This window comes from Pseudomonas agarici, from assembly GCF_001543125.1.
Classification (GTDB): domain Bacteria; phylum Pseudomonadota; class Gammaproteobacteria; order Pseudomonadales; family Pseudomonadaceae; genus Aquipseudomonas; species Aquipseudomonas agarici.
In genome coordinates, this window is record NZ_CP014135.1 from 674,992 (window position 1) to 689,473 (window position 14,482).

Annotated in this window: 7 protein-coding genes; all 7 read left to right on the top strand. The window is 57.8% G+C overall.

Annotation, left to right across the window (positions count from 1 at the left end; all coding sequences use genetic code 11):
- Window positions 1–28: 28 nt before the first annotated feature.
- The 7 genes from mreB to AWM79_RS03125 all read left to right on the top strand — a co-directional run bounded on the left by mreB (window position 29) and on the right by AWM79_RS03125 (window position 14,277).
- Window positions 29–1,066 carry a rod shape-determining protein MreB gene (gene mreB, locus AWM79_RS03095; protein ID WP_002555108.1) on the top strand — a complete coding sequence of 346 codons (1,038 nt, stop codon included), beginning with the start codon at window positions 29–31 and terminating at the stop codon, window positions 1,064–1,066.
- Window positions 1,067–1,209: 143 nt separating this feature from the next.
- Window positions 1,210–2,340: a rod shape-determining protein MreC gene (gene mreC, locus AWM79_RS03100; RefSeq protein WP_074861781.1), complete on the top strand. Its 1,131-nt coding sequence runs from the start codon at window positions 1,210–1,212 to the stop codon at window positions 2,338–2,340.
- The gene (mreD, locus tag AWM79_RS03105; RefSeq protein ID WP_017130651.1) at window positions 2,340–2,831 is read left to right on the top strand and encodes a rod shape-determining protein MreD; all 492 of its coding nucleotides are present in this window, start codon (window positions 2,340–2,342) and stop codon (window positions 2,829–2,831) included. Before mreC ends, mreD begins: the two co-directional genes overlap by 1 nt.
- Window positions 2,832–2,911: 80 nt before the next feature.
- Window positions 2,912–3,517, top strand: a complete 606-nt coding sequence (locus AWM79_RS03110) for a Maf family protein (RefSeq protein WP_060782128.1) — start codon at window positions 2,912–2,914, stop codon at window positions 3,515–3,517.
- A gap of 56 nt (window positions 3,518–3,573) precedes the next feature.
- Window positions 3,574–5,031, top strand: coding sequence for a ribonuclease G (gene rng / locus AWM79_RS03115; protein ID WP_060782129.1), 1,458 nt, complete (start codon window positions 3,574–3,576; stop codon window positions 5,029–5,031).
- Between the two features lie 78 nt (window positions 5,032–5,109).
- The gene (locus AWM79_RS03120; protein ID WP_060782130.1) at window positions 5,110–8,925 is read left to right on the top strand and encodes a YhdP family protein; all 3,816 of its coding nucleotides are present in this window, start codon (window positions 5,110–5,112) and stop codon (window positions 8,923–8,925) included.
- 192 nt (window positions 8,926–9,117) lie between these two features.
- The gene (locus tag AWM79_RS03125) at window positions 9,118–14,277 is read left to right on the top strand and encodes a dermonecrotic toxin domain-containing protein (protein WP_060782131.1); all 5,160 of its coding nucleotides are present in this window, start codon (window positions 9,118–9,120) and stop codon (window positions 14,275–14,277) included.
- Window positions 14,278–14,482: the final 205 nt, after the last annotated feature.

Sequence of the window (14,482 nt, forward strand, 5' to 3'; positions counted from 1 at the left end):
CCCACGCGTTGCCCAGAGTCCCTTTCCAATGTTCAAGAAACTGCGTGGCATGTTTTCCAGCGATCTCTCCATCGACCTGGGCACAGCCAACACTCTTATTTACGTGCGCGAGCGCGGTATCGTTCTGAATGAGCCATCGGTTGTTGCGATTCGCACCCATGGTAACCAGAAAAGTGTCGTTGCCGTCGGTACTGAAGCTAAACGTATGCTCGGTCGTACACCGGGCAACATTGCTGCCATTCGTCCGATGAAGGACGGTGTGATCGCCGACTTCAGCGTTTGCGAAAAGATGCTGCAATACTTTATCAACAAGGTTCACGAAAACAGCTTTCTACAGCCCAGTCCTCGTGTACTGATCTGTGTGCCGTGCAAGTCGACCCAGGTCGAACGTCGCGCCATTCGTGAGTCGGCCCTGGGGGCTGGCGCCCGCGAAGTGTTCCTGATCGAAGAGCCGATGGCCGCCGCGATCGGTGCCGGCCTGCCGGTTGAAGAAGCGCGTGGCTCGATGGTCGTCGATATCGGTGGCGGTACCACCGAAATCGCGCTGATTTCGCTGAACGGCGTGGTCTACGCCGAATCGGTACGGGTTGGCGGCGACCGCTTCGACGAAGCGATCATCACTTATGTGCGCCGCAACTACGGCAGCCTGATCGGTGAATCGACTGCCGAGCGCATCAAACAGGAAATTGGTACGGCCTACCCAGGCGGCGAAGTCCGTGAAGTCGATGTGCGTGGCCGTAACCTGGCCGAAGGCGTACCGCGTGCCTTTACCTTGAACTCCAACGAAGTGCTGGAAGCCCTGCAGGAGTCTCTGGCAACCATCGTCCAGGCGGTGAAGAGCGCCCTGGAGCAGTCGCCTCCGGAGCTGGCTTCGGACATCGCCGAGCGCGGCCTGGTGCTCACCGGTGGTGGCGCCCTGCTGCGTGACCTCGACAAACTGCTGGCCCAGGAAACCGGTCTGCCGGTGATCGTTGCCGAAGATCCGCTGACCTGTGTTGCCCGTGGCGGAGGCCGTGCCCTGGAAATGATGGATAAGCACACCATGGATCTGCTTTCCAGCGAGTGAGTTCGCTGGCAGGCATCTATGATGTTCCGTTCACGGGCAGCACTTTGCAGTGCTGCCTGTTGCGTTTATCTTCTGTCAATCTTCATCCAGGCCGGTTTGATGCCGCATGAATAAAATGACTCATTGCCTGGGAGGAGCGGCTTATTAAACCGCTTTTCGCCAAAGGCCCCTCATTGGGCGTGCGCTTGTTGGTGCTGGTCGTGCTGTCGGTCGCGCTGATGGTGGTCGATGCCCGTTTCACGCTGCTCAAGCCGGTGCGCAGCCAGATGTCGCTGGTGTTGATGCAGTCATACTGGATCACCGATCTTCCGCAACGGTTGTGGCAAGGTGTGGCCAGCCAGTTCGGCAGTCGTACCGAATTGGTCGCCGAGAATGAAAAACTCCAGACCGAGAACCTGCTGTTACAAGGGCGCTTGCAGAAACTCGCGGCCTTGACCGAGCAGAATGTGCGCCTGCGCGAATTGCTCAACTCCTCTGCGCTGGTCAACGAGAAGGTCGAAGTGGCCGAGCTGATCGGCATGGACCCCAACCCCTTCACCCATCGCATTATCATCAACAAGGGTGAACGCGACGGTGTGGTGCTCGGGCAACCGGTACTCGATGCCCGTGGCCTGATGGGCCAGGTGGTCGAGTTGATGCCGTACACTTCCCGGGTCTTGTTGCTGACCGATACCACCCACAGCATCCCGGTGCAGGTCAATCGCAACGGCCTGCGCGCGATTGCCAGCGGGACTGGCAACCCCGAACGTCTGGAACTGCGCCATGTCGCCGACACCGCCGACATCAAGGAAGGCGACCTGCTGGTGAGCTCCGGCCTGGGCCAGCGATTCCCGGCCGGTTATCCGGTGGCGACGGTCAAGGAGGTGATTCACGACTCTGGGCAGCCTTTCGCCATTGTTCGTGCAGTGCCGACTGCGGCCTTGAACCGCAGCCGTTATCTGTTGCTGGTGTTCAGCGACAGTCGCACCCCGGAGGAGCGTGCCAACGAAGCGGCCCAGGCCCAGGAAGCCGACAAGCAGGGTGACGGCGCCCCGATCATACCGGCTACCGTGCCCAAACCGGTGGCAGCCCCGGCAACCCCAGCAGCGATCGCGCCACCAGCAGCGCCGGCTGTGGCGGGCAAGCCGCCCGCTCATGGCGCCAGCACCAACCCCCATGCACCGACTCATGCGACACCGGCCTCCAAGCCCGTCATCGTCAAACCCGCGGCTACCCAGCCACCGGCCAGCCAGCCCTCCGCGGTTGCACCGGCCACCCAACGGCAGGAGGAATAATGGCGGGCGCTACTCTTTCGCGTAATGGCTGGATCGTCTGGCTGACATTTGCTGTCGGTCTGTTGCTCAGTGTCTCGCCGTTGCCGCAGTTCATGGAAATCCTGCGTCCGCTGTGGTTAGCACTGTTGCTGGCCTTCTGGTCGCTCTACCTGCCGCACAAGATCGGCATGGTGACTGCCTTCCTGCTGGGGCTGGCCGAAGATGTGCTCTACGGCACCCTGCTCGGACAGAACGCCCTGATCCTGACATTGATCACCTTCCTGGTATTGTCGCTGCAACAGCGTCTACGTATGTTTCCGATGTGGCAGCAGAGCTTGGTGATCCTGGTGATCTTCGGGCTGGCGCAACTGGTACAACTCTGGCTCAGCACCCTGACCGGCAACCGTCAGCCGACCCTGGCGCTGGTGTTGCCGGCCCTGGTCAGCGCCCTGCTGTGGCCGTGGGTCAGTTTCGGGCTGCGCGGGCTGTGTCGACGCTACAAAGTCAGCTGACTGAATCGCGCCGATTTTCCGTGAGCTGGATGATGTTGACGAGCGGTTCCGATAAAGCACCCCGACACGGAGATGTCCTGATGAAACCGCTCTACCTGGCTTCCGGCTCACCGCGTCGGCGTGAACTGCTTACCCAGATCGGCGTGCCCTTCACCGTGATCAGCGCGGATATCGATGAAACTCCCCTGGCGGATGAATCTGCGGCGGCCTATGTCGAGCGCCTGGCGCGTGGCAAGGCGGCAGCCGGTGGTAGCCTGCTGGTGAGTGCTCAGGCGCCGGTGCCGTTCTGTGTGCTGGGTGCCGATACCGCCGTGGTGCTGGACGGGAAGATCCTCGGCAAGCCGCTGGATGAGGCAGCCGCGGTGGCCACACTGCTGGCATTATCCGACCGCGAACACGAAGTGCTCACCGCCATCGCGCTGTTGGATGGCGATCGTTGCGAGTCGCGGGTGGTCCGTAGTCTAGTGAAATTTCGCACGATCAAAATAGAAGAAGCCTCCGCTTACTGGGCCAGTAGTGAGCCTTGTGATAAGGCCGGAAGCTATGCCATACAAGGCCTCGCCGCAGTTTTCGTGGAGAATCTGCACGGCAGCTATTCGGGCGTAGTAGGCTTGCCGGTGTGCGAAACTGCGGAACTGCTCGGCCATTTCGACATACCCTGTTGGCAAAACCTTATCGTGCGCTGATTACCGCACGCCTGTGAACGGCAATTATTGTGAACACGCCTGAACGAGAGCCAGCCATGAGTGAAGAGATCCTGATCAACATCACGCCGATGGAATCGCGCGTGGCGGTGGTGGAAAACGGTGTGTTACAAGAAGTGCATGTCGAGCGTACACAAAAGCGCGGTATCGTCGGCAATATCTACAAGGGCAAGGTGGTGCGGGTCCTGCCGGGTATGCAAGCGGCGTTCGTCGATATCGGCCTGGATCGGGCTGCATTTATCCATGCCTCGGAAATTTCCATGCGCGAAGGTCCCGCACTGGAAAGTATCAGCGCGCTGGTTCACGAAGGGCAGAGCCTGGTGGTGCAAGTCACCAAGGACCCCATCGGTACCAAGGGCGCTCGCCTGACCACGCAACTGTCGATTCCCTCGCGTTACCTGGTGTATATGCCGCGTACCGCCCATTTGGGCATCTCGCTGAAGATCGAAGACGAAGCTGAGCGTGACCGGCTGAAGAAAGTCGTCAGTGACTGTGTGGCCGAGGAAGGCATCCAGGAAGCTGGCGGGTTTATCTTGCGCACCGCCGCCGAAGGGGCGGGGGCCGACGAAATCATGATGGATATCCGTTATCTGCGCCGACTCTGGGATCAGATCGGCGTGCAGATCAAGACCATCGGTGCTCCCAATGTCATCTACGAAGACCTTGGCCTGGCGCTGCGGACCTTGCGCGATCTGGTCAGCCCGAAGATCGAGAAGATCCGCATCGACTCCCGGGAAACCTTCCAGAAAACCACGCAGTTTGTCGCCGAGCTGATGCCGGAAATTGCCGACCGTCTCGAACATTATCCCGGTGAGCGACCGATCTTCGACCTCTACGGTGTCGAGGACGAGATCCAGAAAGCCCTGGAACGCAAGGTGCCGCTCAAGTCGGGTGGCTACCTGGTGGTCGACCCGGCTGAAGCCATGAGTACCATCGACGTTAACACCGGGGCCTTCGTCGGTCATCGCAACCTCGAAGAAACCATCTTCAAGACCAATCTCGAGGCCGCCACCGCAATCGCCCGCCAACTGCGCCTGCGTAACCTGGGCGGAATCATCATCATCGACTTCATCGACATGGAAGACGAAGAGCATCGGCGCCAGGTACTGCGAACCCTGGAAAAGCAGCTGGAGCGCGATCACGCCAAGACCAACATCATCGGTATCACCGAGCTGGGCTTGGTGCAGATGACTCGCAAACGCACCCGTGAAAGCCTCGAACAGGTGCTCTGCGAGCCATGCGGCAGTTGCCAGGGACGCGGCAAGCAAAAAACCCCGGAGACGGTTTGTTACGAGATTTTCCGTGAAATCCTCCGGGAGGCCCGTGCCTATCAGGCCGAAGGTTATAGAGTGTTGGCTAACCAGAAAGTCGTCGACCGTCTGCTGGATGAAGAATCGGGCAATGTCGCTGAATTGGAGGGGTTTATCGGACGTACCATTCGTTTCCAGGTCGAAACCATGTATTCCCAGGAACAATACGACGTGGTGCTGCTCTGATTTCTTGCTCTGTATATACACTGTCCATGCTGGCTGGCGTTGGCCTGTTCATCGAACCTTGCCTTAGGGGCCACTGACATGGAGCGTCTGACACGCTTTGTTGCCGCGTTGACCCGCTGGGCTGTGGGGATCTGTGCGCTGTCGCTGGTATTGGTGGCCCTGTATGCCAGCCTGGGGCGACAGTTCGTGCCGCTGGTGGCCGAGTATCGGGCCGAGATCGAAAGCGAGGCGCAGGCCGCGCTGGGCATGCCGCTGTCCATCGGCAGCCTGGAAGGACGTTGGAGCGGTCTGGCGCCAGTGTTGTTGGCCCACGATGTGACGGTCGGTGCCGGTGTTTCGGTGTTGCGCTTGGATCATGTCCAACTGATCCCGGATCTCTGGGCCAGCCTGCTAGCCCGCGAAGTCCGCGTTGCCCGGCTGGAACTCAACGGCCTGCAACTCAACCTCCAACAGGACAAGGAGGGGCAGTGGGCGCTTGAAGGTTGGCCGCATGCGGACGATCAGCCGCTGGATCCCGAGGAACTGCTGAACCACCTGCAGAGGGTTGCGCAACTGTCGGTGCTGGACAGCCAGGTCACCCTGGAACCGTTCGGCGAATCGCCGCTGACCTTGACTTATGTCGGTTTGAACCTACGTAGCGGCCAGTCTCGCCAGCGCCTGGATGTACGCCTGACCTTACCCGACGGCCAGCCCCTGGCCCTCAACCTGAGTAGTCGATTACGGGCCAGCGCCTGGCGCCAGGGTTCGGCGGATGTCTACCTGAGCCTGCCGCAGAGCGACTGGGCCCGCTGGTTGCCGGCTAGCTTGAAGCAGCAATGGAACATCGCCGAGCTCAAGGCCGGTGGCGAGTTCTGGTTGAAATGGGCCGATGGCACGGTGCAAAGCGCCGTGGCGCGACTCAACGCTCCACAGTTTCGCGGCGCCTATGCCGAGCGCAAGCCAGTGAAGATTGAAAACCTGGCCCTCAACGCTTATCTACAACGCAATCATCAGGGTTTCAGCCTGCTGCTCGACTCGCTGGCGATGAACCTGGGGAAGACCCGTTGGCAATCCCATCTGCAATTGCAACAAACGGCGGCAACCGACAAGACCGCAGAGTTGTGGCACGTGCAGGCCGACCGCCTTGATCTGACGCCGATTACCCCGCTGCTTGATAGCCTGGCGCCTCTACCGGAAGGTTTGGCGACCGTGGTCGATCACCTGAAGGTCACCGGTGCCTTGCGCAATGTGTTGCTCGATTACCGCCCGCAGGAAACTGGCGACCGACGTCTGAGCTTTGAGGCCAACCTGGAGCAAGTCGGCTTCGATGCCTATCATGGTGCGCCAGCGGCGCGCAATGTCAGTGGCAGCATCAGCGGCGACCTGGGGCAAGGCGAGCTGCGGATGGACAGCAAGGACTTCTCGCTATTCCTGTATCCGATCTTCAACAAGCCCTGGCAGTACCTCCAAGCCAATGCCCGCTTGACCTGGAAACTCGACCAGCAGGGTTTCACTCTGATCGCCCCTTATATCAAGGTGCTGGGAGAGGAAGGCAAGATTGCTGCCGATTTCCTGATTCGCCTGCATTTTTCCCATGATCAGGAAGACTACATGGACTTGCGGGTCGGCCTGGTTGACGGTGACGGACGTTTCACCCCGAAATACCTGCCGGCGGTGCTGAGTCCCTCCCTCGACGAATGGTTGCGCACCTCCATCCTCCACGGAGCGGTGGAGCAGGGCTTCTTCCAGTATCAGGGCTCGCTGGATCACGATGCCGGCGAGGCCGCGCGCAATATCAGCCTGTTCTTCAAGGTTCATGACGCCGAGCTGGCCTTCCAGCCGGGCTGGCCGCATGTCAGCAAGGTCAGCGGCGATGTCTTCATCGAGGACAGCGGTGTGCGGATCAAGGCCAACAAAGGTCAGTTGCTCGACACCCAGGTCAAGGATGTCGTGGTCAACATCCCTCATTCCTCGGATGGCAAGGCGCCTCACCTGTTTCTCGACGGTGGTTTTGTCGGTGGCCTTGGCGATGGCCTGAAGATTCTCCAGCAAGCTCCGATCGGCACCGCTTCGACTTTTGCCGGCTGGCAGGGGGATGGTGATCTGCAGGGTAAGGTCAAGCTGGATATCCCGTTGGCGAAAGGTGAGGAGCCTGCGATCCAGGTGGATTTCGCGACTGACAAGGCGCGTCTGAAACTGGCCGATCCATCCCTGGAGCTGAGCCAACTCAAGGGCAATTTTCGTTTTGACAGTGCCAAAGGGCTGAGCGGCGATGGGATCACTGCCCAGGCTTTCGACCGGCCGATCACCGCGCAGATCGCCGCCTCCGGCCAGCCGGGTAATCTTGGCACCCGAGTGACCGCCGAAGGCCAGGTGGCGGTCAAAAAGCTCACTGACTGGCTGGGTCTCAATCAGCCGCTGCCGGTCTCCGGTGACTTGCCGTATCAGTTGCAACTGAACCTCGACGGTGCCGACAGTCAGTTGATGATCAACTCCAACCTCAAGGGAGTTGCCGTCGAGTTGCCGGCGCCCTTCGGCATACCAGCCAGCCAGGGTCGTGACAGCGTGTTCCGTATGACCCTGCAAGGTCCTGAGCGACGCTATTGGTTCGGTTATGGTGGGTTGGCGAACTTTACCTTTGCCGCGCCGAGCGGCAAGCTCGGCGAGGGGCGTGGCGAGCTGTTCCTGGGTGAGGGCGATGCCCTGTTGCCGACGATCAAGGGGGTGCGCGTCGCTGGTGTCCTCTCGGAACTGGACCTGGAGCCATGGAAAGCGGTAATTGATAAATATGCTGGCCAGGATCCCGGCGGCAATGCCAAACAGTTACTCAGCAGCGTCGACCTCAGGGTCGACAAGCTCACTGGCTTTGGCACCCGGTTCGATCAACTGAGCCTGCAGATGGTGCGCAGCGCCGCTGCCTGGGGCTTGATGATTGACAGCCAGCAGGCCAAAGGCAGCGTGACCTTGCCGGATGCCCAGGGCGCGCCGATCGGCGTCAATCTGGCGTATGTGCGGCTGCCCGCGCCGGATCCGAGCGTGGTGACCGATGAAAATGCCCCCGACCCGTTGGCCTCGGTGGACCCTCGGCAGATTCCGGCGCTGGATATCACCATCGATCAACTGTTCCAGGGCCAGGATCTGCTGGGGGCCTGGTCACTCAAAGCCCGACCGAACTCTAATGGGGTCCGGCTCAATGACCTCAACTTGGGCCTTAAGGGCATGCAACTCCAGGGTGACGGTGGTTGGGAGGGGCTGCCGGGCAGCGGCAACAGTTGGATCAACGGTCGGGTGGAAGGCAAAAACCTGGCGGACGTGCTGAAGGCCTGGAGCTTTGCGCCGACCGTGACCAGTGAGAATTTCCACCTCGATGTCGACGGTCGCTGGCCCGGTTCGCCGGCCTGGGTCGGGCTCAAGCGTTTCTCTGGCAACCTGGGGGCCACCCTGCGCAAGGGCCAGTTTGTCGAAGTCGAGGGGGGCGCTCGTGCGCTGCGAGTGTTTGGCCTGCTGAACTTCAACTCCATCGGTCGCCGCCTGCGCATGGACTTCTCCGACCTGCTCGGCAAAGGCTTGAGCTATGATCGGGTCAAGGGGCTGCTGGTCGCCAGCGACGGCGTCTATGTCACCCGTGACCCGATCACCCTGACCGGACCGTCGAGTAACCTTGAGCTCAATGGCACACTGGATATGGTGGCTGACCGGGTTGATGCGAAGCTGCTGGTGACATTACCGGTGACCAACAACCTGCCGATCGCCGCCTTGATCGTCGGTGCTCCGGCCATCGGTGGTGCCCTGTTCCTGATCGACAAGCTGATCGGCGACCGGGTGGCCCGCTTTGCCAGCGTCAAGTACAGCGTCACTGGCCAGTGGAAAGAACCGAAAATCACCTTCGAAAAGCCGTTTGATAAATCGAAGTAAAAGTTGGGATCAATCAAATCCCGACGGGCTTTGGCATTAAGGTTGAAACCGCTCGACCCGTTGCTGAGTCAGTAGCGTATAGCAGGATACCGCCACGGTTCAGTCCCTTGCGCTAGATTTTTTTGCCTATGACCCGCGATGCCTTGACTACCAGGGCTCCGCGACTCGTCAATACGAACGAAGGCAAGAACAATGTCCATTGAATTTCCTTACTGCTTCTCCGAAGTTATGGAGCCGCGCCAGGCTCCGAGTGAGAGGGAGCGCTTACTGAAGATCACCCAAGCCGATCGCGAATGGCTCAGAGCGGTATTGCTTCCTGATCATCAAGCCCGTCAGGCTCTCGAGAAGCCCATGCTCGTAGAGAAGCTCTCTTTCACTATGCGCAACTCCAAGGTCGTGGACTTGGCGGGAAGTTTTCTGATGACTGCGCGAGCCCGCGACAGTGCCTTTCTCTATACGCCGGGCTTTGGTATCGAGCACTTTGACTCTCGCTCACAGGCCGTTGACCGCCTGACTGAGCGCCTGAACGACCCGGAGCTGCGCGACGAGCTGCTCCGTTTCGTTGCTCTGAGGGTCAAGGCATCACTCGATTTCACACATTCGGCAACCGTGTTGACCGAGGTGATCAGAGGAAGAGTATTCCCTGATCGGCGCCGATCAATTGACGATAGTTTGGAAGAAAATCAGGACTGTCTGCAGACAGAACTACTCAAACTCCCCACGTTGAGATCGCTGCTCATCAGAGCCCTGGCTGTTGAGGCAGGACAATGTTTTGCGCAGGTCAGTCTAGAGTCCGTCACCGTGATCAGTTATGCCAGCGGAGTAGATGATGAGTGCCGACTGAAGCGATGCCAATTATCGATCTGTTCATTGACCGATGTGTTGCTCAAACACTACAAGGAAAGCGCCTGGCCCCAGAACCAGACTCGAGAATTTATCGCCCCGGGATACAGTCCGGGCACTGGGGATACGCACCACTGGGAAGCGATCATAGAGAAAGTTTCAACTCGCTTGATCCACCATTTTCGACGTGAGCTTTCGAACTTTTGGAATGCTCCTATGGACAACGGGCGAAGCCGTCGGAATTTTTTCGCCGAGGCCATGGGCACAACCTTTCGCTCAGAGCTGTTGAAACAACAACTATCGGAAAACCTCAGCCCCCATGATCACTACTGGTTGAGCGGGCTTTATCCTCACGCACCTTCGCGACTGAAGCAGATTAGGGTTCGCTCAGTCAGTGGCAAAACTCAAAAGGCTTCGTATATAGAAGTCACCCATGCGTTCCAAGGCAGCAATCGCGCCGTGGCGCCAGATAAGTTCTTTCTCTATATAAGTGAGCGACTCAAGGTATTCGACAGCTCGGAGTCCCTGGATGAAAGTGTCCAGCGGCAATGGGTGAATCCGCACCAGGAAATCCTGTCGGCTCTGCCTTTGCAGGCCCGCGCCGATCTGATGCAGTTTCACGTCGTGCCCGAAGGAGAAAGAGCAGTCTCCCTCCCGCTGTTCCAGAACATCATAGAAACGATCCTCGCCAGCCAGTTGAGCAATATCCGTTACATCATTGAGCGTTATCGGCAGAGTGGGGGAGATCTGAATCTCGACGCCGCCTTCGATATTGCCTTGGATATTCGCGCAATGTTCGACAGGCGCCTGCTTTTACCCGATGCCCGAGGACGCTGGAGCACTCGGCTTGACCTGTTAAACACTGAATACTCTCACTCCGCCCCCCTTCAAGCAGCACCCGCCACAACGCTGGGAGAGGCCAAGCAGCAGTTGCTCGCACTCGAAACCCTCAAGACCGAGGTACTCAATGGCTTGGCAAACCGTCCTCAGCTAATGACCTACGCGGAAAAAGTCCTGTCCGGTGAGCTGATGGCCGCACACAGGGCAGACCTGACGCCGACGAACATCTACATCAACCGTGACACCAGCACTCATGCCCAACAAGAATCACGTCAGGCACTGTCGTCGACCACGCTGATCGAACACCTGCTTGAACGTTCCGTGGGCCGGGTCGGGCCACTCTCCAGTACAATCGGCCTTGGGCTGTTCAGCCAATCCCCGGAAGGTAGCTGGTTGCCCATCAACAATCTGGACATCGCCACCACCAACGAAATCGTCACCCTGGCCTTGAAGCACTTTCTTCCAAACTTCCTGCGCCAACACCGCTCAGTCTACGCCTCGATCCGCGAAAGACTGATCGAGGCCGTGAGCCAGGGGTTGCGAAACGAGGTCAGCCAGCGAATGTTTGACAGCTCCCTGAAGCAAAACGCCCGGGAATTGCTCGACATTGTCCTCGACAGCCCCGACAGCCAACGTCGCCGAAGCCTGAACGGCTTCATTCCCGACGCATTTCGCCTGACCCTGAAACGCAGTCAATTGTCGCTACCGGAGCTGCTGTTCAACTGTTTCCTTATTACCGAACGGGGCGGCTTGGATCCTCACAATTCAGGGAATGCACTGCTGTGGACGCCAGAGTATGGTTTGGAGATCTTCGACTCGCCCTACAGCGTCGAGATTGAACTCAATCGCCGGTTGATCGACCCCGTCGAGCGTCTCCCCCTTCTGAAAAATAGCGCGCAAATTCGTCGAGCCTCCGAGGCTCAGCCGAATAACCATCAGAGTGAGCCACGGATAGGCTTTGAACTGATTGAACAGGGTTTTCTGAGCAGTTGCTTCCAATCATTGACCGACAAGGCTCTGGATGAGATCGCCTACATCGCTTCAATGAGACTGTCGGCCAACAACCTGCACAATCGCGTTCAATCCTGCCTCGCCGAACACGCCAATGTCGAGCACTTGGACAAGTCCATCGACGCCACACGGAACAACGCCTTACGTCTGAGCTTGCCTGCATGGTTGGCAACGGCTGAGCATGACGGGCAATTGGCCTTGGCGGCATTGCTTGACCAATACCGACAACAGGCAGGTGCCGCCAAGGACATCCACTATGATATTCCCGATCTCCACAGTTTCACCCAGACTAAACTCAGCGCATTGCTGCACAGAGACTTTCCGGGAGAGGGGCTGGATCCGGATCAACTGACTGTTTCAACGCTGCTGCCTGATACGAAAGCCGTCTCATCCCTGAATTTAGTGACTTATGTACTACAGCATGCCGATAACCTAAAGGCTCATGCGACCGTTGCCCGTGCTAACGGCTCCGATTCTCTCCCTGATGCGCTCACAGGCGGATACCTGAAATCCTTGATCAAGGAGACAGCTATCGGTTCGCAATACGCCTCTCTGCTCGATTCATTTCTTTCCCCCAGTGAAGGCTCGCGCGAGCGTCAGACTGTATTTAGTACACATCTGCTTTGGCAATGCCTGGAGCGGGGCCTTACGCAAGTCCTCCAGAAGCGCCTTTCGAACTCGGCCTACCACCTGATCAAGCAAGTGCTAGGCATGCCTGATGGCTTGGCTCGAACCGCCCTTAATGGTCTCTCGATTATTTTGCGACCGCTCGAGTTGGTGACCGCCGGTCGAGTCGCTCCGGATCTTGCGCGAGGTCTCTATCTCATAGGGCCATCCTTGATCGAACAAGGACCGCAGGTTCTTCTCTCTACCCATGGAGAAGGGGCGGTGTTCAGAGAGTATTCAAACGAAGCTGCACTGCTCAGGGCACTCAGTCATATCGGCGAACTACAAAAAGATGTACTGAACAAGCTGCCGCAAGCGGCTCGCCAATATTACGCCAACACAGTCTTTACCTCGTCGCAGCCCGCTGTACGCATTACCAACAATGCAATCCAAGGCAATCTGTTCGCTCGTTTGTACAACGACCACCTTCTATGGCTCAAAAAGAAACTGAACTTTCAGCATATGACGGGAGAAAGTCATGCATGGGATTGGGTCGTCTCACTGCTCAAGACTGGTCTGTATCAGGGGGCACAATTCATGCTCGGTCGATTGCGATTACCACTGGTCATCTGGCAGACCTTTTCGCAGCTCAAGGACGCCTACGATAACGCCTGGAAAGGCCATTGGAAAACGGCCATGGAAGAATTTGTGAGTGTCTTGGCGCAGTTGGCATTGGCGCAAAAAGGGCAGGCCTCTGCGCTATCATCGACAACCATCGCCGACACCTCCTCCGCGGAAGCCGAAACTGCGGTCCATGCACCCTACCCGCGACTCGGTTGGGCACACCCCATACTGACCAAGGAGCAAATTGCGCGATTGCACAGCTATGAAGTCACAGATGTCGCTTTGAACGACCTCAGCCATGAGGCTTCGCTGAATATCTATACCCATGCAGCCTCTAACCGACAGTACGCCGCGGTGGGTGGCCGCATTTTCCAGGTGGGCCAGGAAAATGAACGCTGGCGAATCCTCACGGAGGTCGAACAGGGCCCCTGGATCAAGAAAGATACGCAAGGCCAATGGGCCCTTGACCTGCCTGGCCGATTACTGGGGGGAGGTTTGGTAAGCCAATGGCGTGATCGCCTGGAGAATCAGCGCACGCTACGCCAAGAATTGGAAGTACAGGCTGTTGGGATGCCCGCCATTAAACGACTCTATCCAGATAAAGCCCGAAAAATCGGACAGGCTCATGAGTTGGTCGTCACTTATTTGAAAAATGCCGAAGTGCGCTTGCAGTCACTCACGAATGACTCACGGCTGGATCGTCAACGGTATGCATACGTCAAAGACTTTTTTGGCGTTTCGAGCCTCAGTCGTGCTCTGCGTCAAGAAATAGAGGCCATGATCAATACGCTCCTGCAAGCGGTGCTTGATCCAGCACGCTCTCCCGCCACCTCGGACCTATACGTCGTCGGTGCCGGAAAGAAACTTGATGAGCCTTGCGTCGCGTTCGTGCTGACTTGCGAGGCAAAGAAAAGGATCTATTTGAGCGAGAAGTTTTTCGAGCCAAATCTCCACGCCTATCAACCGATCAGACCCAGAACATTCAACATGTTACTCCATAGCATGGCTAGTACGCTGCTCCATGAATTTAGTCATATCGCTCTCGATGCTCTGGATATTTCTTACTTGAATGCGTTTTACCCCTTCCACGATCTGATCGATACCTCGACACCAGCCGGCGAGGAGCGGCAACGGTGGGTGAGGGAGATTCAAGAGGAATCACTGTCCCACCGCACACCCGTTCTAAAGCTGTTCAGGACAGAGGATACGTTCAGCGGAGGTTGGACTGATGTGAAAGGAAAGGAGTTTGAGCGCGTTCTAACGTTGACGGGGGCCAAGGAACTCTATCAGGCAAGGAGCCACTTTTTGTCCGACCCTGTGAAAAGGGCCAGCGTGATATTAGCCAATGCTGATTCGGTTGCATTGTTGATCAGTCACTTGGGCCGACCCATTGAGTCATATCCACTGTTCGCCGGCTTTGTACCTTGAACTGAGTCCAAAGCATGCTGAACCGGTCGGGGCATAGCGCTGCCCTGAATAGTAGGGGCTTAACCAACCATGGAGTCGCCCATTGGCTTGACTTTCGTCATTGAATATTGAATAAGTCAACACCTCGCTTGTTACCGCAGCAGGGTTTCAGGAAAGCTAGAGTATTTCTAAGTGTTTTGCTCTGCACCATAACTTGCGTATGTTT

Coding starts and splice junctions, on each gene's coding strand:
- mreB (WP_002555108.1), top strand. CDS start 29: ATGTTCAAGAAACTGCGTGGCATGTTTTCCAGCGATCTCTCCATCGAC.
- mreD (WP_017130651.1), top strand. CDS start 2,340: ATGGCGGGCGCTACTCTTTCGCGTAATGGCTGGATCGTCTGGCTGACA.
- AWM79_RS03110 (WP_060782128.1), top strand. CDS start 2,912: ATGAAACCGCTCTACCTGGCTTCCGGCTCACCGCGTCGGCGTGAACTG.
- rng (WP_060782129.1), top strand. CDS start 3,574: ATGAGTGAAGAGATCCTGATCAACATCACGCCGATGGAATCGCGCGTG.
- AWM79_RS03120 (WP_060782130.1), top strand. CDS start 5,110: ATGGAGCGTCTGACACGCTTTGTTGCCGCGTTGACCCGCTGGGCTGTG.
- AWM79_RS03125 (WP_060782131.1), top strand. CDS start 9,118: ATGTCCATTGAATTTCCTTACTGCTTCTCCGAAGTTATGGAGCCGCGC.